Source organism: Marinilactibacillus kalidii, assembly GCF_017599325.1.
Taxonomy (GTDB): Bacteria; Bacillota; Bacilli; order Lactobacillales; family Carnobacteriaceae_A; genus Marinilactibacillus; species Marinilactibacillus kalidii.
Genome location: NZ_JAGFVM010000043.1, coordinates 1 through 19,662 on the forward strand (window position 1 = coordinate 1; position 19,662 = coordinate 19,662).

At 40.7% G+C, this 19,662-nt stretch carries 23 protein-coding genes and 1 riboswitch; of the genes, 3 read left to right on the forward strand and 20 right to left on the reverse strand.

Features of this window, described 5'->3' with window-relative positions; translation table 11 throughout:
• On the forward strand, positions 1 to 864 hold an 864-nt coding region (locus J5J05_RS10165; RefSeq protein ID WP_208559507.1), incomplete at its 5' end, for an IS3 family transposase.
• A gap of 90 nt (positions 865 to 954) precedes the next feature.
• Here the strand turns inward: J5J05_RS10165 and J5J05_RS10170 are convergent.
• The 10 genes from J5J05_RS10170 to J5J05_RS10215 all read right to left on the reverse strand — a co-directional run bounded on the left by J5J05_RS10170 (position 955) and on the right by J5J05_RS10215 (position 8,242).
• The gene (locus J5J05_RS10170; protein ID WP_208560578.1) at positions 955 to 1,314 is read right to left on the reverse strand and encodes a hypothetical protein; all 360 of its coding nucleotides are present in this window, start codon (positions 1,312 to 1,314) and stop codon (positions 955 to 957) included.
• Complete coding sequence (locus J5J05_RS10175; RefSeq protein ID WP_208560579.1) at positions 1,315 to 1,530, reverse strand: Blp family class II bacteriocin; 216 nt, start codon at positions 1,528 to 1,530, stop codon at positions 1,315 to 1,317.
• Between the two features lie 19 nt (positions 1,531 to 1,549).
• Entirely contained in the window at positions 1,550 to 1,786 is a 237-nt protein-coding gene (locus J5J05_RS10180) for a Blp family class II bacteriocin (RefSeq protein ID WP_208560580.1), read from the reverse strand.
• Positions 1,787 to 2,104: 318 nt separating this feature from the next.
• A complete protein-coding gene (gene sufB, locus J5J05_RS10185; RefSeq protein ID WP_208560581.1) occupies positions 2,105 to 3,499 on the reverse strand; it encodes a Fe-S cluster assembly protein SufB in 1,395 nt (464 codons plus the stop codon).
• A gap of 30 nt (positions 3,500 to 3,529) precedes the next feature.
• The gene (gene sufU / locus J5J05_RS10190) at positions 3,530 to 4,006 is read right to left on the reverse strand and encodes a Fe-S cluster assembly sulfur transfer protein SufU (protein WP_208560582.1); all 477 of its coding nucleotides are present in this window, start codon (positions 4,004 to 4,006) and stop codon (positions 3,530 to 3,532) included.
• Entirely contained in the window at positions 3,993 to 5,231 is a 1,239-nt protein-coding gene (locus tag J5J05_RS10195) for a cysteine desulfurase (RefSeq protein WP_208560583.1), read from the reverse strand. The genes sufU and J5J05_RS10195 overlap by 14 nt, the downstream gene beginning before the upstream one ends.
• Positions 5,228 to 6,526 carry a Fe-S cluster assembly protein SufD gene (sufD, locus tag J5J05_RS10200; RefSeq protein ID WP_208560584.1) on the reverse strand — a complete coding sequence of 433 codons (1,299 nt, stop codon included), beginning with the start codon at positions 6,524 to 6,526 and terminating at the stop codon, positions 5,228 to 5,230. The genes J5J05_RS10195 and sufD overlap by 4 nt, the downstream gene beginning before the upstream one ends.
• A 19-nt stretch (positions 6,527 to 6,545) precedes the next feature.
• On the reverse strand, positions 6,546 to 7,322 hold the full coding sequence (gene sufC / locus J5J05_RS10205) for a Fe-S cluster assembly ATPase SufC (RefSeq protein WP_208560585.1): 777 nt from the start codon (positions 7,320 to 7,322) through the stop codon (positions 6,546 to 6,548).
• Positions 7,323 to 7,618: 296 nt separating this feature from the next.
• On the reverse strand, positions 7,619 to 7,900 hold the full coding sequence (locus J5J05_RS10210) for a hypothetical protein (protein ID WP_208560586.1): 282 nt from the start codon (positions 7,898 to 7,900) through the stop codon (positions 7,619 to 7,621).
• Between the two features lie 27 nt (positions 7,901 to 7,927).
• Positions 7,928 to 8,242 (reverse strand): hypothetical protein, encoded by a 315-nt coding sequence (locus tag J5J05_RS10215; protein ID WP_208560587.1) that lies wholly within the window; start codon positions 8,240 to 8,242, stop codon positions 7,928 to 7,930.
• A gap of 121 nt (positions 8,243 to 8,363) precedes the next feature.
• Positions 8,364 to 8,435: riboswitch (Fluoride riboswitch) on the forward strand.
• An 85-nt stretch (positions 8,436 to 8,520) separates the two neighbouring features.
• On the opposite strand from J5J05_RS10215, the gene J5J05_RS10220 reads away from it, so the two are divergent.
• The gene (locus tag J5J05_RS10220; RefSeq protein ID WP_208560588.1) at positions 8,521 to 9,708 is read left to right on the forward strand and encodes a cation:proton antiporter; all 1,188 of its coding nucleotides are present in this window, start codon (positions 8,521 to 8,523) and stop codon (positions 9,706 to 9,708) included.
• A 136-nt stretch (positions 9,709 to 9,844) separates the two neighbouring features.
• Positions 9,845 to 10,585 carry a gamma-glutamyl-gamma-aminobutyrate hydrolase family protein gene (locus tag J5J05_RS10225; protein ID WP_208560589.1) on the forward strand — a complete coding sequence of 247 codons (741 nt, stop codon included), beginning with the start codon at positions 9,845 to 9,847 and terminating at the stop codon, positions 10,583 to 10,585.
• Positions 10,586 to 10,631: 46 nt separating this feature from the next.
• Here the strand turns inward: J5J05_RS10225 and J5J05_RS10230 are convergent, their stop codons facing one another.
• The 10 genes from J5J05_RS10230 to J5J05_RS10275 form a co-directional block, all read right to left on the reverse strand.
• Positions 10,632 to 11,414: a GNAT family N-acetyltransferase gene (locus J5J05_RS10230; protein WP_208560590.1), complete on the reverse strand. Its 783-nt coding sequence runs from the start codon at positions 11,412 to 11,414 to the stop codon at positions 10,632 to 10,634.
• A gap of 59 nt (positions 11,415 to 11,473) precedes the next feature.
• Complete coding sequence (locus tag J5J05_RS10235) at positions 11,474 to 12,139, reverse strand: alpha/beta fold hydrolase (protein ID WP_208560591.1); 666 nt, start codon at positions 12,137 to 12,139, stop codon at positions 11,474 to 11,476.
• Between the two features lie 114 nt (positions 12,140 to 12,253).
• Positions 12,254 to 12,931, reverse strand: coding sequence for a phosphate signaling complex protein PhoU (gene phoU, locus J5J05_RS10240; RefSeq protein WP_208560592.1), 678 nt, complete (start codon positions 12,929 to 12,931; stop codon positions 12,254 to 12,256).
• A gap of 28 nt (positions 12,932 to 12,959) precedes the next feature.
• Positions 12,960 to 13,724 (reverse strand): phosphate ABC transporter ATP-binding protein PstB, encoded by a 765-nt coding sequence (gene pstB / locus J5J05_RS10245; protein ID WP_208560593.1) that lies wholly within the window; start codon positions 13,722 to 13,724, stop codon positions 12,960 to 12,962.
• Complete coding sequence (gene pstA, locus J5J05_RS10250; RefSeq protein WP_425270360.1) at positions 13,725 to 14,543, reverse strand: phosphate ABC transporter permease PstA; 819 nt, start codon at positions 14,541 to 14,543, stop codon at positions 13,725 to 13,727.
• Positions 14,543 to 15,376: a phosphate ABC transporter permease subunit PstC gene (gene pstC, locus J5J05_RS10255; protein WP_244244718.1), complete on the reverse strand. Its 834-nt coding sequence runs from the start codon at positions 15,374 to 15,376 to the stop codon at positions 14,543 to 14,545. Before pstC ends, pstA begins: the two co-directional genes overlap by 1 nt.
• 283 nt (positions 15,377 to 15,659) lie before the next feature.
• Entirely contained in the window at positions 15,660 to 16,601 is a 942-nt protein-coding gene (locus tag J5J05_RS10260; RefSeq protein WP_208560595.1) for a substrate-binding domain-containing protein, read from the reverse strand.
• Between the two features lie 298 nt (positions 16,602 to 16,899).
• Positions 16,900 to 18,321 (reverse strand): SLC13 family permease, encoded by a 1,422-nt coding sequence (locus tag J5J05_RS10265; protein ID WP_208560596.1) that lies wholly within the window; start codon positions 18,319 to 18,321, stop codon positions 16,900 to 16,902.
• A 121-nt stretch (positions 18,322 to 18,442) separates the two neighbouring features.
• Positions 18,443 to 18,622, reverse strand: a complete 180-nt coding sequence (locus J5J05_RS10270) for a 2-hydroxymuconate tautomerase (protein WP_208560597.1) — start codon at positions 18,620 to 18,622, stop codon at positions 18,443 to 18,445.
• Between the two features lie 152 nt (positions 18,623 to 18,774).
• A complete protein-coding gene (locus J5J05_RS10275) occupies positions 18,775 to 19,638 on the reverse strand; it encodes a MetQ/NlpA family ABC transporter substrate-binding protein (protein ID WP_208560598.1) in 864 nt (287 codons plus the stop codon).
• Positions 19,639 to 19,662 lie beyond the last annotated feature (24 nt).

Genomic DNA, 19,662 nt, shown 5'->3' on the forward strand with positions numbered 1-19,662 from the left:
ATATCAGCGATGTGCCGTGCCCTTGAGATCAGTAGAGGATCTTATTATTACGAAGTAATAAAGAAAGAAAGTGACGCGGAACTTGAACAAGCGATTATTGAAGAGTTTGCCAAAAGCAAAAACAATTATGGCACGCGTAAATTAAAAAAACGATTGAAGAAACGCGCGTTTACTGTGTCCCGTCGGAGAATTGGGCGCATTATGAAGAAGTTTCATCTGGTATCCAAATATGATAAACTGTCATATAAACCGCAACAGAGTGGTGTCAATCAAGCGAAGATTGAAAACACCTTGAACCGTGAGTTCAATCCAGAAGAACCAATGAAAGTGATTGTCACAGACTTGACCTATGTCAAAGTTGCCAACAAGTGGTTTTATGTTTGTTTTATTATAGACCTATTTAACCGTGAGATTATCGGGTATTCCGCAGGACCAAATAAGACAGCTGACTTGGTTCTCCAAGCTCTCGCTACAGTTAAAGGAACTCTATATACGGTCAACGTTTTCCACACTGACCGGGGAAAGGAATTCGACAACCACACCATTGATGAGTTACTGGACTCCTTTGATATTGTGCGTTCGTTAAGTAGAAAAGGGAATCCTTACGACAATGCCGTAGCGGAGTCCACGTATAAATCATTTAAGTTTGAATTTGTCTACGACAACACATTCCATACACTCTATGAACTGCAAGTTCAACTTATGGACTACGTCCATTGGTGGAATCATTTTCGCCCACATGGATCATTGGACTACGAATCTCCTATCGATTATCGAAAAAGTTGGGAACTGGAACAGTCTGAAATTAAAGTCCGCAAGTCCGTTGTCCATCAGCCGGTCAAAACTAGCCTTACATTCAGTTAAAGAGACTCAAGTAAAGTAAAATAAACTCAAACATCATTTACACCTTATAATTTTTGTTCAAAAAAGTGTTGACATACCAGTATTTGAAATTTACTGATTACTTTCTTTCTTCACAGTTCCCATGAACGCACTAATATTGATTGCATTCAGCACGATAAATAGGAATACATTAGGCACCATATAACGATTGATTTCTATCGATGATAACTGGAAATAGAGTCCTGAAATGACGAGTGTACTGAATGTTTCGAGTACAATAGTAGAACTCATCTTTTTTTTATATTTTTCTTTAACTACCATATAAAATAAGAATAAAACACTAAGAAAGTACAATGCAATCCATAAATGACCTGCCATCGTATTTACTTTGGCAGTCATTATCCAAAACGTAGAAAAAAGGATAGACAGTGCAAAAACCATATTATTATATTTTTGACTCTTAATAGCCATTTAATTTAACCATGCTTCCCATGCACCACCTACGACAGCTCCACCAGCTCCACAAATCAATCCAGCTTTAGGCCCTAGTTTGATACATGCCTTTGCGCCAGCTGCAGCCCCTCCTAAAGCACCATTGAAAATATTATTAGCTTTACCTCCACCGACAATATTTTCTAAATCACTATTACAAATAGAATTCACCGTAATTTTTTTATCAAGTGTCATAAAAATCTTCCTCCCTTTATTAATTTGCCAAATCAAAACCAATAGTTGTTAATCCACCAAAAGCACCGTATACTCCACCAACAACAGCACAGCCAGGCCCACAGAAAATCGCTCCTATTCCTGCTCCACCGCCTGCTCCCTTAATACCAGCACCTGCAATTTTTCCCAAAGTTTTTATTTTATCTGCTCGATTTCCGCCAATCACTTTTATTGCTTCGTATTCTTCTAATAATTTATAAGTACTTAATTTTTCCACTATGATCTCTCCACTTATACAATTTTTTTGACTTTCTTATTGCTTGAGTAATGGTAAAACAAGTATCAAACTCCTTTATATTTTTATTAATCATGATTACAACCCTATTTTAAATAATTTCAGCTGCTTTTTCTTAATATTTACTTCAACGTTCTTATATTTTGTGTGAACGTCATGATTCTAATTTTTTTTAGGGCATCTTATTGATAATTTGTAAAATATATTATAGATTGCAAAAGAAAAACACTCGTTAGGCCAGTGAGATTTTCTCATAAGGACTTTTCGAGTGTTTAACTTTTCAACCTACTTTTTTATCGATTACCCAACTGAACCTTCCATCTCATAACTAATCAATCGATTCAACTCGACTGCGTATTCCATTGGCAGTTCTTTGGTGAAGGGTTCTACGAAGCCCATGACGATCATTTCTGTGGCGGTTTCTTCGTTTAAGCCACGGCTCATGAGGTAGTAGAGTTGTTCTTCTGATATTTTAGAAACTTTTGCTTCATGTTCAAGTGCAACATTTGAGTTGTGGATTTCGTTGAATGGAATGGTGTCGGATTTCGACTTATCATCCATAATAATCGTGTCACACTCGATGTGTGAGATCGATCCGCCGGAATCTTTTCCAAAGGTTACTTGTCCACGGTAGTTCACTTCTCCACCGTCTTTAGCGATCGATTTTGAAACGATCGAGCTAGACGTGTTTGGGGCGTTGTGAATCATTTTTGCGCCCGTATCTTGGATTTGACCTTCTCCAGCCATGGCAATTGACATAGTCGTTCCACGTGCGCCACGTCCGTTTAGGTGGATACTTGGGTATTTCATGGTTGTTTTTGCACCAAGGTTACCATCGATCCATTCAACGGTTGCGCCTTCTGCGGCTGTCGCACGTTTAGTCACCAAGTTATACACGTTATCTGACCAGTTTTGGATCGTTGTGTAACGGCAATAAGCATCTTTTTTAACAATAATCTCTACGACCGCTGCGTGTAGTGAGCTTTCTGAGAATGTTGGTGCGGTACAGCCTTCTACATAATGCACACTTGCGCCTTCATCAACGATAATTAACGTACGTTCAAATTGCCCCATCGCTTCGTCATTGATACGGAAGTACATTTGAAGTGGCACGTCACAGCGGACACCTTTTGGTACATAGATAAAGGTTCCACCTGACCAAGTCGCTGAGTTTAAAGCGGCTAGCTTGTTGTCAGTTGGTGGGACGACGGTTCCAAAGTGCTCTTTGAAAAGTTCTGGATACTCTTTTAAGGCTGAATCCGTATCGGTAAAGACGATCCCTAATTTTTCGTACTCTTCTTTCATATTGTGGTAAACCACTTCTGATTCATATTGTGCACCAGAGCCTGCTAAGAATTGACGCTCTGCTTCTGGTACGCCTAGACGTTCAAAGGTTTCTTTGATTTTGTCCGGTACATCATCCCAGCTCCGTTCTGAACGTTCACTGGATTTACGGTAATAGGTGATATTATCAAAATCAACTTCTGATAGATCCGCACCCCATTCAGGCATCGGACGTTTCAAAAAGTGATCATAAGATTTCAAACGGTAATCCAACATCCATTGCGGCTCTTCTTTGCGCGCTGAAATATCTCGAATAATGCCTTCCGTCAAACCTTTACCGGTATCGTAAAGCGACTCGACATCATCGTGGAATCCATATTGGTATTCGCTTTTTTCTGGTACATTGACCATAACTTGGTTCCCCTCTCGTGAGTGTACTGCTTATTCAGTAATGTCTTCGTGTCTCATCTGTCCGTCTACGCCAGTGCCTTGGTTCGTTAAAGCTTTCTCTAGCGCTTTCCATGATAAAGTCGCGCATTTAATTCGAGCTGGAAATTTCGATACGCCTGAGAGCATCATCGCGTCTCCCAAAGCTGTTTGATCAGCTGCTTCATTCCCCTGAACCACTTGTGAGAATGATTCTGACAAGTGAAGGGCTTCTTCGATCGGTTTCCCAATAATCGCATCTGTCATCATACTCGCGCTCGCCATGGAGATGGTGCAGCCACTGCCATCGAATCGGACATCTTTGACGATATCGTCTTCGATATTGAGTTGAACTTGGATCACATCTCCACAGGTTGGGTTTCTTAGTTCGATCTGTGTGGTCGACTCATCCAAGGTCCCACGTCTTCTAGGGGTCTGTGAATGTTCAAGGATCACTGCTCGATACAATTGATCTAATTTAGTTAAAGCCATTCAAGAAAAACTCCTTCGTCGCGAGGATCGCTTCTACAAATTTATCTGCGTCTGCTTTGGTGTTATACAAATAGAAGCTCGCTCGAGCAGTCGCCGCTTGGTTCAGATAAGTCATGAGTGGCTGAGCACAGTGGTGACCGGCTCTGACCGCTACGCCTTCCATATCCATCGCAGTCGCCACATCGTGTGGGTGGACGCCATCGATATTGAAAGAAATCACGCCTGTTCTAAATCGCAGATCTTCTGGACCGAAAAGCGTTAGTCCTTCAATTGCTTCTAATTTCGGCATAACATACTCAACTAATTCACGTTCGTGTTGCACGATAGTTTCCATACCGATAGTGTTCAAGTAGTGCATAGCAGCGGCTAGACCAATTGCGCCAGCTATGTTTGGTGTGCCGGCTTCGAACTTCCATGGTAGTTCCTTCCATGTGCTGTCTTGTTCTTCTACGAAATCGATCATCTCGCCGCCAAATTCTACGGGCTCCATTTGTTCTAGGAGGGCACGTTTGCCATATAAGACACCGATTCCGGTCGGTCCAAGCATTTTATGCCCGCTGAAGGCATAAAAGTCCGCGTTCAGCGCTTGTACATCGACGGGCATATGTGGAACAGCTTGTGCGCCATCCACGACTAGATAGCCATTTTTTTCATGTATCCAGTCTGCAAGTTGCTTGATAGGATTCACAACGCCTAAAACGTTAGAGACATGAGAGATCGAAACGATTTTTGTTTTGTCCGTGATTTTTTGTTTGGCATCGTCCATATCGAGTTGGCCTTGATCGGTCAGTTCAATGTAAACGAGTTTGGCTTGTTTCTTTTTCGCTAGTTGTTGCCAAGGGATGATGTTTGAGTGATGTTCCATGTAGGAAATCAAAATTTCATCGCCCGGTTCGATGACTAATTCGCCAAAGCTTTTCGCGACCCAGTTCAGTGAAGTGGTCGTTCCACGTGTGAATAAGACTTCCGCTGTTTCATTGGCGTTGATGAAATCTTTCACGACTGTTCTTGACCCTTCATACTGACTCGTTGCGCGTTCACCTAAAGTATGCACGCCGCGGTGAACATTGGCATTTGAGGTGTGGTAATAGGTTTCGATTGCTTGTAAGACGGCTAAAGGTTTTTGTGTAGTCGCTGCATTATCCAGATAAACGAGTGGTTCGTCGTTCACGATCTGGTCTAAGATGGGAAAATCTTGTTTCAATTGATCAAAGGAAACGGTCATCTAACAGTCAACTTCCTTTCGATCGTGTCCACTAATTCATCTCTAATGGCTTTCAGCGGAATCGCTGAGATCACTGAGCCTAAAAACCCTCGGATAACCAGTCTCTCTGCTTCACTTTTCGCGATACCACGGCTCATCAGATAGTACATTTCTTCTGGGTCTACCCGACCAACAGAAGCCGCATGTCCAGCGGTCACTTCGTTTTCATCGATCAGTAAGATTGGGTTCGCATCGCCACGCGCTTTGTCTGACAGCATCAAGACACGTGATTCTTGTTGGGCATCTGAGCCTTTTGAGCCTTTGATGATATGACCGATTCCATTGAACGTCAATGTAGCACGGTCTAAAATAACGCCATGTTGGAAGATATTGCCAACAGTATGCAGCCCATAGCTGACCACGTTTGAATCAATGGCTTGCGTTTGTTTACCGCTACTAATGCCTACTGCTTTCAAGTCAGAACTAGAGCCGTCTCCGACAAGATTCGTGTCCAAGTCAGCGATGGTATTGCCGCTATTCATAACGCCGATCGCCCAGTCTATTGACGCGTCTCGGAAAGTGTGACCCGCACGGTTGAAATAGGTCGTTGTATTTTCCCCTAATTGATCGACCGCTGAGAATTTCACTTGCGCGCCTTGTTTAGCAACGACTTCTACTAGGATATTTGCGGCATTCTTCATATCTCCAGCCGTTAGGAATTTTTCCACGTAGTTAAAGCTAGCATTAACGTCCGCATAAATCAGAACGTGCTTGATAAAGCTGTCTGCTACTAAACTATTTTGGATAAACATCGCTTCAAGCGGTTCTTCAACAACGACATTTTTCGGGACGTATAAGAATAGACCTGAATTCATGAACGCTGCATGGAAAGCCGTGATCTTATTTTTATCTGCTTTGACCGCATGTTGCATATAGGCTTCTTTTACGAGTGCTGGATGTTCTTTCAGCGCCGTTTTGATATCCGTAAAAATAACGCCTTTGTCTTTTAGTGACTCGGGTAAGGTTTCAATGACCGTTTCGTTTCCTGCTTGGATAACACGCGCCGCATCTGCTTTGTCTTCCACATACTTCGTGATTTCCACCGCTTTCGCTGCCGGTGCGCCTGTTAGGTTTGGCACTTGAAATAATGGCCAACGGTTATAGCGGACACGTTCGATGATGGGTAAATCTAGTTCCTCGATTTTATTCAGGGATTCTAAACGCAGTTGAAGCATCCATTCCGGTTCACCGAGTCCTGTCGAGAAGGCTGTAAGAGCATCTGCATAGTCTACGTATTGCTTTTGTTTCGTTACCATGTAATTGGCCTCCTCTGTTTTATTCGTGTTCTTCCGGTTTGTATTCGATACCGAGTTCTTCCATCAAGCCTTTGTAGCCTTCTGCTTCTAATTGGTGAGCCAGTTCCGCGCCACCTGTTTTAACGACACGGCCATCCATCATAATATGGACGACATCTGGCGTGATGTAGTTGAGTAGTCTTTGGTAGTGCGTAATGATCAATGAGCCGAAGTTGTCTCCGCGCATTTCGTTGACGCCTTTAGAAACGACTTGTAAGGCATCGATATCCAGTCCTGAATCGATCTCATCTAAAATCGCAAAAGTTGGTTCGATCATCAATAATTGTAAGATTTCATTTCGTTTTTTCTCTCCGCCTGAAAAGCCTTCGTTTAAATAACGTTCAGCCATTTCTTCTGGCATATCCAGTAAAGCCATTTTTTCATCTAGTTTGTTGATGAAGTCCATGACGCCCATTTTATTGTCTTCTTCACGGCGAGAGTTGATGGCAGCACGCATAAACTCTGCGTTGGTGATCCCAGCGATCTCACTCGGGTATTGTACCGCTAAAAAGAGTCCAGCGCGTGCGCGTTCATCTACTTCCATCTCAAGGATATTTTCACCATCTAGTAACACTTCTCCTTCAGTGACTTCATAACTTGGGTGGCCCATAATGGCCGCTGATAAAGTCGATTTACCCGTTCCGTTTGGGCCCATGATGGCATGGATTTCTCCCGTTTGCATTTTTAAATTGACACCTTTTAAAATTTCTTTTTCTTCAATGGATACATGTAGGTTCTTGATTTCTAATACAGCCATTATGTACCTTCCTTTTCTCGGTTATTTTTGTTTGATTTTTTAAGCTACACTTCGTTAAAGAATAAAGCGTATACTCCTCTATTTTAGTCTAATTGAACAGGCATATCAAGGTCGACCAATACCCTAAATCGCGCAAAACTACGCGGATAGTTGTTATACCAAGGTTTCTAGTTTATAAAAATTATTATCTAGTAAAGAATATAAAATCGAACCCTTTTATCTTCTTACTACGCAACATAAAAACGCCTAGTTATCTTGTCGAAACAGGATAACTAGACGCACCAATTACACGAAATTTATTTCACTTTTTTATTACGCGTGCAAAGTACACTGGTCATACCAATGATTAGTAATATGAACGCCAAACCCATGTATCGAATAAGATTGACATTTGTTTCAAGTGCATACGTGTCAAAATCAAATTCACCACCATGCATAACTGGATAAATAATCTTTTGTATCGTAAGGGGGATCAGTACGGCGATAAGGATCAATAGAAAACCTATGTACTGTACAGCCTTATCCAATACCTTTAACTCTTTTCTCACTTTGCTTATGTCTTCTTTGAATTCGCTCATTTATGTCTTCCTCTCTTTTATCTTTTTTTACTTTTTAAATAAACACAGTAAACTGATGACAAAAGAAAATACCGCAAGGGTCAGCCAACGGATAGCATTAATGCCTAATTCAAATTGATCATAGACAGCGTAACCATCAGTTGAGTCTGGTGTAATCAATATTGGTAAAAACAATACGATCAAAATTGCAACGATTAAACAGGCAAAACCCATATTCCAGTTATTTAGACTTCTTCTTGTTTCCTTTTCTTCTGTCTCACTTAAGGCCACTGCTTTTTCTTCATTTGGTTCAGCGCTTTTCTCTTCTTTTTCTATCATTGTTTCCAATTTTTCATCAGCCATTTTTTCACTCCCTTTATTTAGTTAAAATAATACCACTCTTTAACGTAAAGGCTAGCGTTTTTTAAACTATTTTAAATCATCCGTAATCTAGCAATGGCCAAGGACTTATGCTATACTCTAGTTAATAAACGGGAATGAATGTCTCCCGAGGCGTAGCCTGAACTGCTGAAGAGCTGATGACTTCTGTGATGAACTGTTCATCCAGGAGTCTCGGCTTTTTTTATGCGCAGACTACTGATCGACGGTGCATCTTATTCTCTATAAAAAGGACTGGTTTGATGTTAACAAGTATTGCTTTGATTTTTATTACTGGAATTGTTTTAGGAGGAATCTGTAAGCGACTCGGATTACCGAGTCTGATCGGGATGATCCTTGCAGGGATCTTGATTGGACCTTATGCATTTAATCTACTGGATGACTCGCTGCTCAACATTTCCGCTGATATCAGGAGAATGGCGCTCGTCATTATTCTTACACGTGCTGGACTTTCTTTGAATGTTTCGGAGCTGAAAAAAATTGGCTTGCCGGCTATTTTGATGAGTTTTGTTCCAGCTGTTTTGGAAATTACAGCGATCACTTTGCTCGCACCTTTACTCTTTGATTTGACTTATATCGAGTCTGCACTGATGGGGACAGTCGTTGCGGCTGTATCCCCCGCTGTGATCGTGCCATTGATGCTTAAAATCAAAGAAGGTGGTTACGGACAAAAACGAAAGATCCCACAACTCATTCTTGCCGGTGCATCATTGGATGATATTTTTGTGATCGTCTTATTTTATGCTTTCTTATCTCTGGCTTCCGGCGGGGCTTTATCTGCCAGTCATTTCCTAACGATCCCTATTTCCATTGTCTTAGGCATTCTTACAGGTGTCATTGTGGGTCTTGGTATGGGCCAATTATTCAAACGGACGAAGCTTTCAATCATGATGAAAGTCTTGATGTTGTTAAGTGTTTCCTTTCTGTTATTGGGTCTTGAAGATGTGCTTGAAGGAACAGTACCTTTGTCTGGCCTACTCGCCATCATGAGTATGGGTATCGTCTTGAATCAACTGTATCAAGACTTAGCCGCTGCCTTATCTAAAACCTATACGAATTTGTGGAGCGGTGCGGAGATTTTATTATTTGTCTTGGTCGGTACGACCGTTGACTTGAGTTATGTTCAGTCTGCTGGTGTTGCGGCTGTCTTATTGGTCGTCGGTGCCCTTGTTTTCAGAATGTTTGGTGTCTATCTCAGTCTGATTCCTTCTTCCTTGTTGAAAGAAGAAAAATGGTTCACGATGATCGCCTATACACCCAAAGCCACTGTACAAGCCGCAATTGGGAGCATTCCTTTATCTATGGGCTTAGCTAGTGGTCATCTGATCGTAACGGTCGCTGTCTTGTCGATTCTAATTACCGCTCCGATCGGTTCTTTTGCGATTGAACAGACTTATCGTAACTGGCTAGCACATTCAAAACGTGCTTGATCCCTGTCGATTTGTTATAAATTAAGGACGTTTTTTCATAAAAGGGTTTTCGATTTTCCGTGCCCGTTGCTTATGAATAAGTGAATCGGTATACTATACTCACCTATTTAATAAGGTTTTGAGAGGATGAGAATTGATGAAACCTGTTATTGGTATTCTCGGAAATGTTTTAACAAATTTTAGTCCACGATATGAAAGTCTTCCGATTTCGTACACGCCTCATGGTTTTGTGGAAGCCTTACAAGCGGCTGGTGCTTTACCGGTCATATTTCCGATTTCTAGTGAGGAAAATGCTCGTCAATATGTGAAAAGTGTGGATGCGATCCTGCTGGCTGGCGGTCAAGATGTGTCGCCTTTAAGTTACGGGGAAGAACCGCATTTAAAATTACAAGATACCAGTCTTGAGCGTGACCAGTTTGAGATGGCTGTTATCAAGGAAGCGTGGGCCGAAAACAAACCCGTGCTAGCGATCTGCCGCGGTCTACAGATCTTTAATGTAGCGTTCGGTGGTACCTTGTATCAGGATGTGTCCCTTTATCCATCACTTGGTGTGCAGCATGTTCAAGAGTCAACACCTGAAACAGCTGCACATAGTGTGAAGATCAAAGAGGATTCTTGGCTTGGGCAATTGTATGGTACTAGCGCTCATGTGAATTCGTATCATCACCAAGCGATCAAAGAACTTGCGGAAGGTTTACGTCCGGTCGGTTGGTCTAGTGATGGCTTGATTGAAGCTTTCGAGAGCAGCGATGATCAGCATATCACCATCGGCGTGCAGTGGCATCCAGAATTGATGATCCACAACAACAAAGCCGCTCAAGGCTTGTTTGACGCATACGTTAAAACGGTTATTGATTGGAAAAAGAAAACACTCTAGCTGATGCAAAAGGAAACTACGACAACTTTATCGTAGCTTCCTTTTTTTAGTATGCTTTTTTATGGGTGTTCACATAGTAGGTATCATATGGTTCTTTTAAGCTATAGCCTAAAGACTGTGCTAGTTTCGCAGAACCGATATTTTCTGCATCCCAATTAGGATAGCGATTTTGATACAAGCAATCGCGTATTAAAGCGGCTGAGACGATTGCAGCAAGTCCTTGTCTTCTATAACCTTCGTCTGTCCCCACTTCTATTTCGATTCCACCATCATAAATACTAAAACTAGAAGCGCCACTGACCACTTTATCTTCGTGGATAACCACGTAGCCGATGCCTCTATCTAAATAATCTTCCGCTGATTCAAAATTACCAGTGAAATCTGGCGATAAGTGATGCAATGACGGCATCTCGATTACCGCTTTGTCGATTTTTCGAAGGGTGTACGCTGAGGGTAATTGGTCAATGATCGCCTTTAAGTGCTTAGGGTCTAACACTACTTGGCTTTGTTCAAAGCGGTATCTGGAATACTTTTCATAATGACCTGCATGAACGCTTTCCAGCTCCTGCTTCCATTCGTCAGTCTCTACGATGACCAATACATCTTCGGGAACATTTTTAAGTAAGGCTTCCGCAGCTGTTGACCTAGCGTCTCCTGAGAAAAACGTAAAAACGCTCACCGTTATTTGAGCAGCAGTCGGTTGATCGAGATCATCTACCCACGCTTCCCCCATATGTCCTTCCAGATACGTTCGAATCATCGTATCGTCAAATTGTTTAAAGAATGGTTCAACAAGTCGACGCTTTTGTTCCGGTACTTTTTTTATCATGTGACGCCTTCTCTCTTCTTCTAGTCGTTATCCCAGACGAAGAGCTAGTTGATTCTTGATTAGCGAAAGATAAAGTCTTTGACAGTTTGCGCTAGGCCATCATTATCAATGATATAAGAACTATGGTCTTCCCCTTTTAGAATCATCAGTTCTGCGTCTGGAATCTTTTTCTCGATCGTCCGGTACATCGAACGATAAAACAAATCATGTTCTCCAGCTGTCACGAGCGTAGGCACTTGGATATCGGTTAAGCGCGCTGGATCAATATTGGGTTCATTCAACATCATGTAAAAGGCTGGATCTTTTGTTTCTTCGTATTTTTTTTCTAAGTATTTTAAGGGTTTCCGCTTCCAGTCTTTGGGTGAAAGATTTGGGCTCAAGCTGATCAGTTTCATCAAATACTTTTCTTGTCTGATACCCAATAGCAAAGCAATGATACCACCATCGCTGAATCCCAGTATACTGACATTCGTTAAACCCAGTTGTTCAATAAACTGATGAATATCTTCTGTCATATCCTCGTAGGTATAGGCATCCGTCACTTTTGTACTTTTCCCATGGTCTCGACTATCCACCGCATAAACGGTGAATCGATCCGTTAATTTTGTCACGACCTTGTCAAAAATATGGTGGTCTTCTCCATTGCCGTGTAAAAGAATCAGATTCGGTCCCTTTCCAGATACATCATAGTGTACTGTTAGTTGTTTATTAATGGTACATTCCATTGAAAACACCGTCCCTTTCTAAGCTGCCTTTTCTAGTATACCGCAGTTAAAACCAGAAATGCACAAAAAAAGTGCTTTCTCTAAAAATAGAGAAAGCACTTTTTTATATCACTTTTACATTTCATCGTATTTATGATGTGTGTTTAGTTCTTGGATCTCACCCGTTTCAAAGTAGACGATCCACTCTGAAATATTTGTGATGTAATCGCCGATTCTTTCGATATAAGTGCTGGCCATCATGTAATCAGTCGCACCTAAAACGAGTTCTGGATCTTTTTTCATTTCAGAAATACACGCTTCTTTAATATCGTGTGCTAGACTGTCGACAAGATAATCGTATTTCGCGATCTCGACGGCTCTTTCCGTATCGTATTCGATATAAGCAGTCAGTACATCTTCGCCCATTTTCTTGATTTTTTCTCCAGCATCCGAAATCATGCTTTCAATGGCGCTATTTCGTTTCATACCTTTAACTCGAATCGTTGATTTGGAAATACTCACTGCATGGTCACCCATTCGTTCAAGATCGGCAGAAGCTTTCATTACCGTAATAATTTTTCTCAAATCGGTCGTAACGGGTTGTTGTAAGGCAATCAATTCGATACAGGACTGTTCTAGGTCAAGTTCCATCTGGTTGATATGCTTGTCTTCTTCAATCACACCTGTAGCCAACTCTTTATCATGTTTAACGAATGCTTTGATTGATTTGTAGATGGCTTCATTGACCATGCAGCCCATTTGATAGAATTTACGGTGTAATTGTTCTAATTCTTCGTCATACGCTCGTCTCATAATCCATTCCCTCCTAATTTATCCTCGGTTAACCAAATCGTCCAGAAATGTAGTTCTCTGTTTCACTTTGTTCGGGGTTCGTAAAGATTTTACGTGTGTCCCCATGTTCGATGATATGTCCATTCAAGAAGAAGGCCGTTTCGTCTGATACACGAGAAGCTTGTTGCATATTATGTGTGACCATAACGATTGTGTAGTGATTTTTCAATTCTGCAACTAATTCTTCAATTTTCGCTGTTGAAATCGGATCTAATGCACTTGTCGGCTCATCCATCAGTAAGACTTCTGGTCCTACCGCCAAAGCTCTTGCGATACAAATTCTTTGTTGTTGTCCACCGGAAATCGAAAGTGCGTTACGATCCAAGTGATCTTTCACTTCGTCCCAGATCGCCGCTTGCTTCAAACTGCGTTCAACGATTTCATCCAATTCTGATTTATTCTTGATGCCATGTGTCCGTGGTCCATAAGCAATGTTATCATAGATACTTTTTGGAAATGGATTCGGTTGTTGGAAGACCATTCCGACTTGTTTACGTAATTGATTGACATCCGTTTTGTGACTGTAAATATCTCTGCCATCTAACTCGATCGTACCTTCGATTCGACAAGACTCAATTAAATCATTCATTCTATTTAAAGATTTAATAAATGTCGACTTACCACAACCGGAAGGTCCAATAAAAGCCGTAATTTTTTTCTCCGGTATATCTAGATCCAAGCCATGTAATGCTTGAAAGTCTCCATACCATAATTTTAAATCTTTCACTTGAATTTTAGGCGATTCAGTAACCATTTATTTTCCTCCTTTAGATAAGCGTGCACTAACAAACGTAGATAAACCGTTTAATATTAGTACAAAAAGCAATAGAACGACAGCAGTCGCATAGGCTTGATCAACGTGGAAGCCTTCGTTCGATAGCACATACATGTGTAGCGATAACGTTCTTCCTGAATTAAATAGACTTCCTGGAATATTGGTTGCTGATCCTAGCGTATAGAGGAGTGCTGCCGTTTCTCCGATGACACGTCCAGTAGCTAAGATCACACCCGATAAGATTCCCGGCATCGCAACAGGTAAGACTACTGTGAAAATCGTTCTTAATTTCCCAGCACCTAAAGCATAACTAGCTTCTCTAAGCGGACGTCCTGTCGATACTAAAGCTTCCTCCGTTGCACGGATAATTAAAGGTAGAGACATAATAACGGATGTTAATATACCTGCGATCAATGACAATTGGAAACTCAAAAACGTTACAAAAAATAGAAAGCCAAAAAGACCATAAACAATAGAAGGAACAGCTGCTAATGTATCAGTTGCCATACTGACTAATTTCACTATGGGATTTTTACGATTTGCATACTCTACAAGGTAGAACCCTGTAAACACACCAATTGGGGTAGTGATTAGTAACGTTCCTCCAACAACATATAATGTTGTTATGATGGCTGGCATCATCGATACATTGTCAGAATTATAATCCCACGAGAATAGATCGGGTGTTAGAAAACGAACCCCATTGATTAAAATAAAAATAATCACATAGCCCAACATACCAAATGTTATCGCAGCAGATAGATATACGAGCCCTCTTACAAATTTAGTAGCCAACATTATTTCGCCTCCCTATTTTTGAAATAAAGAAAGATTGAATTGATAATTAAGATGAAACCGAATAGAACGACCGCTGTTGCGATCAAGGCTTCTCTGTGTTCTCCAGTTGCATAAGCCATCTCAATCACAATGTTTGTCGTTAACGTTCTAACGCCCGATAAGAGGCTATCCGGTACGATCGCTTGATTCCCTGCGATAAGAACAACAGCCATTGTTTCCCCGATTGCGCGTCCAATACCTAAAATCACACTCGATATGATACCAGACTTCGCTGCTGGTAGTAACACTTTAAAGATACTTCTTTCGTGCGTCGCACCTAGCGCAACACTCCCTGTGTAATACGTTCTAGGAACAGCGCGCAGCGCTGATTCGGAAAGTCCGATCACAGTCGGCAAGATCATGATCCCTAACAACACAGAAGCCGTCATCACACTATAACCGTTACCACCAAACGTATCTCTAATCAGTGGGGTAAAAACACGTAGTGCAAAAAATCCGTATACAATAGAAGGAATCGCCGCCATTAGATTTACCGCCGGTTTCAAGACCTTGTAGAGAATCGGTGGGCAAAATTCAGCCATGAATACCGCTGTCAATACACCAATCGGCACACCTACTACTGCAGCACCTGCCGTTACGTATAATGATCCTATAATCATAGGGAATATGCCGTAGGTAGCGGGCGTATTTGTGGGTGCCCATTCCATACCGAAAATGAATTTGAAAAATCCATATTCAAACATGAACGGCACACCATTAGCGAAAATAAAAATAACGATGAGTAAAAGTGCAATAATAGAGAAGCAAGCTGAAAGAAAAAAGATGCCTTTCATCACTGATTCTTTGGTATTCTTCAAGTTATAACATCCTTTCCAAGGTGACCATAGACCGAGCATTCAATCGGTAATGACTGATTTTTCTAACTTTTTTATTTAAATCATTCGTAAGATAAACACGCAAAAAAGGTATGGAACCGAATTGAACTCAACTCGGTTCCACCCCTTTAACGCTAACTTAAAAGTATTTAGTTGTACTATTTGCTTTTTTAAGATTCATTGTAAGGGGAAACTTACTTTCGGTTTCATTATCTCTTAACCGGTTATCTAGAAGATAACTTTATTCCATTACATCTGCCCAAGTAGTCACTTCACCTGTAAAGATTTGACGAACTTGTTCAAGTGTTAACCCTTCAAGTGCATTGTCATTGTTAACGACTACTGCGATACCATCATTTGCGATTGCTTCAACAGTTAATGATGCAGCTTCTTCTTCTGATAATTCACGTGAAGCCATTCCTAGATCAGCTGTTGCATCTTGTGCAGCAGTGATACCCGCACTTGAACCAGTAGCTGAAATTTCAAACGTTACATCTGGATAGATTTCTTTGAATGCTTCAGAAATCGCTGTTGCAACAGGTTCTACTGAAGTAGATCCAGCAAGACTAATCGTTCCTTCAATGCCTTCTTGTTCTTCGTATGCTTCAGCTTCAGGATCTACAGGAATATAACTTTCTTCTTCAACGATAGCTTGACCTTCTTGACTAAAGATGAAATCCCAGAATTCTTGTGCTTGTGGCGATAAGTCTTCACCGTAAGCCATATTGAATGGACGAGCAATTGGGTAAGTACCGTCAGCTACTGTGTCATGAGTTGGTTCAACGTCATCTACCATTACACCTTTAACTGAATCATTTAAAGAACCTAGTGAGATATAGCCAATGCCATTAACATCGCCAGAAACCGCACTAATGACGCCTTGAGTACCACTTTGGATAATTGCACTTTGAGCAGTATTATCAGTTTCAGTATCGCCATCTTCTACTAATACACCAGTGATTTCATTGAAAGCACCACGGGTACCTGAAGCCGTATCACGAGCTACTACTGTAATTGATGCAGAACTATCAAAGTCACCTGTTGCTGCACCTTCATCAGTTGTACCTGTGCCCGCGTCCGAATCGTCAGAACCTGTATCTGTGTCTGCTGCGTTATCACAAGCTGCTAATAATGCTGTCGCGCTAAGTGCCATAATCCATTTCGATGCGTACTTAAGTTTCATTTTAAATCTCCTTCTGATTGAGTAATGTGATAGACAGTTTATCTTGTCCTCGGTTCCTATACTACAAGTCGAATGTTGATTCATTACGGATATTATGTGTAGTTCATGTAAAGGATTGTAAATTTTGTGTAAATACTAATCAAATCCCAACTAATACATTCTTGTAAATGCCGCTACTAAAGCTTCTTATATTGTCTAACGAATATTAAATGTGGATTTTAAGGTAATAAAAAAGCATGAATCTTTTTACTCACTCGTATGCAAGTAATAGAATTCATACTTCAGGTATAATTTTATTCTAAAAATTCAATAGGATAGGTTGTAGGAAGTAGACTGCTAGTACGATGACTACGATACTGACGACATTCATCCAGAATCCAGCTTTCATCATGTCTTCAATTTTAATCTCGTTCGTACTGAATACTGCTGCATTCGGTGGTGTAGAAATAGGGAGCATGAAGGCACACGAAGAAGCCAAAGCAACAACGGCCATAATTCCGTATGGTGCGACACCAATCCCTGCTGCGAGCCCTACACTGATTGGCATCAACATATTGGAGACTGCCGTGTTCGACATGATTTCAGTCATAAAGAGAATCGTTGTCGTCAAAATAATCAAAATCACAAAGTAATTAAACTGATCTAGATTCGATAGAATATCACCGAACCATGTGGTTAGACCTGAAGATTCAAAAGCAGCTGCGAGTGAAAGGCCACCTCCGAATAATAATAGTAAGCCCCAAGACAAGTGCTTCATATCTATCCAGTCAAGTAAACGTCCACCTTTTGTGCTTGGAATCATAAACAATAAGGTTGCCCCAAAGATCGATATCGTGGTGTCAGACAATTCGAATGGTAAGAAGCCTCCAAATATCCACAGTGATCCAATAGCAATAAAAACAGTCAGTACGAGTTTTTCTTCTACAGACATCGGTCCAAGTTCTTTTAATTGCTGTCTGGCAAAGTCAGAAGAAATCTCCCCACTTTGTTTGACCTTGAATTTGATTTTCGTAATGTAAACATACAGTACGACCATCAATACAATCGTAATCACGATACCAAACAAGAACCAGTCTGAGAAAGTCACTGTTTGTTCGAGCATCGTCGAAGCAATCGCTACGAAAGCTGCATTTGGTACAGATCCGACAATGGTTGCTAAGCCACCAATCGAAGCAGAATAGGCTACCATCAATAGCAGACCTTTTGAAAAATTCTGCATCGAATCATCGTCAAAAAATCCTTTCTCTCGAATCTCTGTAATCAACGCAATGGCGATTGGTAACATCATTAAGGCTGTTGCTGCATTCGAAATCCACATAGATAAAAAAGCTGTCGCGAGTCCTACACCTAAAATAATGCGGTTACTACTTGTTCCTAAGATAGAAATAATCGTCATCGCGATTCTTCTATGTAAATTCCACTTTTCAATCGCGATCGCAATCGTAAAGCCACCCATATACATAAAGACGATCGGGTTTCCATATGCTGTTGTTGCGGTAGCTTGATCTGCCCCACCTGTTAATGGTAGAAGAAAAATCGGTAATAATGATGTTGCCGGTATCGGTAAAGCTTCTGTGATCCACCAAGTAGCTACCCATGCTGTTACACCCAACACAGCTCTCGGTGCGTCTTCTAAACTTGTAATCCCTGGCAAAAAATAAAGTACTGAGAATAGGAATGGTCCAAGAAGCAATCCTACTTTCTTCGCGTTAAATTTCATTTATTTGTCTCCTCTTCTTACACATACTTTAAAAAGTTTATAAAAGAACGAAATAGTGCTCACCCAGTCAAAGTCTCACTGAGCAGCACTATTTTCTAATAATTCGATTTATTTATTGCGATTAACCTTGGTATTGACCTTTAGTAGCAATATTTGATTTCTTGATATCATCAATAATCACAGTAATTGCATCTTTTTGTGCACCGGTATGTGTTTCCACTGCTTTTACAATATCTTCTACTAAGTGTTTTTTCTGTTCATCAGAACGTCCTTCAATCATTTCTACATGTACGATCGGCATAACGATTCACTCCTTATTTCATTATCCTATCTATCATAGCATATTTTTTTGTGAGTGAACGCTTTCGCTTTAGAATATTAAACAAAAAGGTTTACCATCTAATTTAAAATGGCAAACCTTTTGTATGACTTTAGATTATTTTGTTTTATTCTCTATTCAGAAACGGGGATAACCGATCCGCCCCAAGTCTCTAAAATGAAATCTTGTGTTTCTTCGCTGCGCAATTCTTCGACTAAAGCTTTGATCGCTTCATTATCTTTATCTTCTGAACGTACTGCGATGATGTTTGCATATGGTGAATCTTCTATTGTTTGGATCGCGATAGAATCATCTATTGGGCTCAGTCCATTATCCACGGCAAAGTTCGAATTGATGAAGACAACGTCACCTTCGTCATTATCATAAAGTTGAACCATCAATGCTGGGTCATAAGACGTTTCAAATTCAAGGTTACGTTCGTTTTCAACGATATCATCAAATGTTGCTTTTGTGATATCAACATTTTCATCTAATTTGATCAAACCTTCATTTTGAAGAATTTCAAGGATTCGACCATAATCGGGTGCATTTGAGCTGACCAATACTTTTGCACCATCTTCAAGATCCGCTAAGCTATCTACGCGTTGAGAATAAGCGGCGATCGGCTCAATATGAATACCACCAACATTAGCGAAATCATAGCCATTTTGTTCAATTTCTGCGTCGAAATACGGCACAGTTTGGAAGTAGTTTGCATCCAAATCGCCACTATCTAAAGCAGCATTGATCAATGGATAGTCAGTATACGTGACGATATCTAAAGTAATCCCTTCTTCTTCAAGTTTAGGTGCAACAAATTCTAATGTTTCAGCATGTGGTGTATTCGTCGCCCCAATACGAATGGTTGTCTCTTCCGTTTGATTCTCTGAATCAGTAGATCCTTCGTTTGATGCATCGTTCGAATCATTTCCACAAGCACTTAATAGTGCAACGGCTCCAGCTGATAATAATACTTTTTTCCATAATGATTTTGACATTGTCTTTTCCCCCTGAATAAATTG

Excerpts from the sequence above, each read along its gene's own strand:
- J5J05_RS10170 (WP_208560578.1), bottom strand. The coding sequence starts at position 1,314 with ATGGCTATTAAGAGTCAAAAATATAATAATATGGTTTTTGCACTGTCT.
- J5J05_RS10175 (WP_208560579.1), bottom strand. The coding sequence starts at position 1,530 with ATGACACTTGATAAAAAAATTACGGTGAATTCTATTTGTAATAGTGAT.
- sufB (WP_208560581.1), bottom strand. The coding sequence starts at position 3,499 with ATGGTCAATGTACCAGAAAAAAGCGAATACCAATATGGATTCCACGAT.
- sufU (WP_208560582.1), bottom strand. The coding sequence starts at position 4,006 with ATGGCTTTAACTAAATTAGATCAATTGTATCGAGCAGTGATCCTTGAA.
- J5J05_RS10195 (WP_208560583.1), bottom strand. The coding sequence starts at position 5,231 with ATGACCGTTTCCTTTGATCAATTGAAACAAGATTTTCCCATCTTAGAC.
- sufD (WP_208560584.1), bottom strand. The coding sequence starts at position 6,526 with ATGGTAACGAAACAAAAGCAATACGTAGACTATGCAGATGCTCTTACA.
- sufC (WP_208560585.1), bottom strand. The coding sequence starts at position 7,322 with ATGGCTGTATTAGAAATCAAGAACCTACATGTATCCATTGAAGAAAAA.
- J5J05_RS10210 (WP_208560586.1), bottom strand. The coding sequence starts at position 7,900 with ATGAGCGAATTCAAAGAAGACATAAGCAAAGTGAGAAAAGAGTTAAAG.
- J5J05_RS10215 (WP_208560587.1), bottom strand. The coding sequence starts at position 8,242 with ATGGCTGATGAAAAATTGGAAACAATGATAGAAAAAGAAGAGAAAAGC.
- J5J05_RS10220 (WP_208560588.1), top strand. The coding sequence starts at position 8,521 with ATGTTAACAAGTATTGCTTTGATTTTTATTACTGGAATTGTTTTAGGA.
- J5J05_RS10225 (WP_208560589.1), top strand. The coding sequence starts at position 9,845 with ATGAAACCTGTTATTGGTATTCTCGGAAATGTTTTAACAAATTTTAGT.
- J5J05_RS10230 (WP_208560590.1), bottom strand. The coding sequence starts at position 11,414 with ATGATAAAAAAAGTACCGGAACAAAAGCGTCGACTTGTTGAACCATTC.
- J5J05_RS10235 (WP_208560591.1), bottom strand. The coding sequence starts at position 12,139 with ATGGAATGTACCATTAATAAACAACTAACAGTACACTATGATGTATCT.
- phoU (WP_208560592.1), bottom strand. The coding sequence starts at position 12,931 with ATGAGACGAGCGTATGACGAAGAATTAGAACAATTACACCGTAAATTC.
- pstB (WP_208560593.1), bottom strand. The coding sequence starts at position 13,724 with ATGGTTACTGAATCGCCTAAAATTCAAGTGAAAGATTTAAAATTATGG.
- pstA (WP_425270360.1), bottom strand. The coding sequence starts at position 14,543 with ATGTTGGCTACTAAATTTGTAAGAGGGCTCGTATATCTATCTGCTGCG.
- pstC (WP_244244718.1), bottom strand. The coding sequence starts at position 15,376 with ATGAAAGGCATCTTTTTTCTTTCAGCTTGCTTCTCTATTATTGCACTT.
- J5J05_RS10260 (WP_208560595.1), bottom strand. The coding sequence starts at position 16,601 with ATGAAACTTAAGTACGCATCGAAATGGATTATGGCACTTAGCGCGACA.
- J5J05_RS10265 (WP_208560596.1), bottom strand. The coding sequence starts at position 18,321 with ATGAAATTTAACGCGAAGAAAGTAGGATTGCTTCTTGGACCATTCCTA.
- J5J05_RS10270 (WP_208560597.1), bottom strand. The coding sequence starts at position 18,622 with ATGCCGATCGTACATGTAGAAATGATTGAAGGACGTTCTGATGAACAG.
- J5J05_RS10275 (WP_208560598.1), bottom strand. The coding sequence starts at position 19,638 with ATGTCAAAATCATTATGGAAAAAAGTATTATTATCAGCTGGAGCCGTT.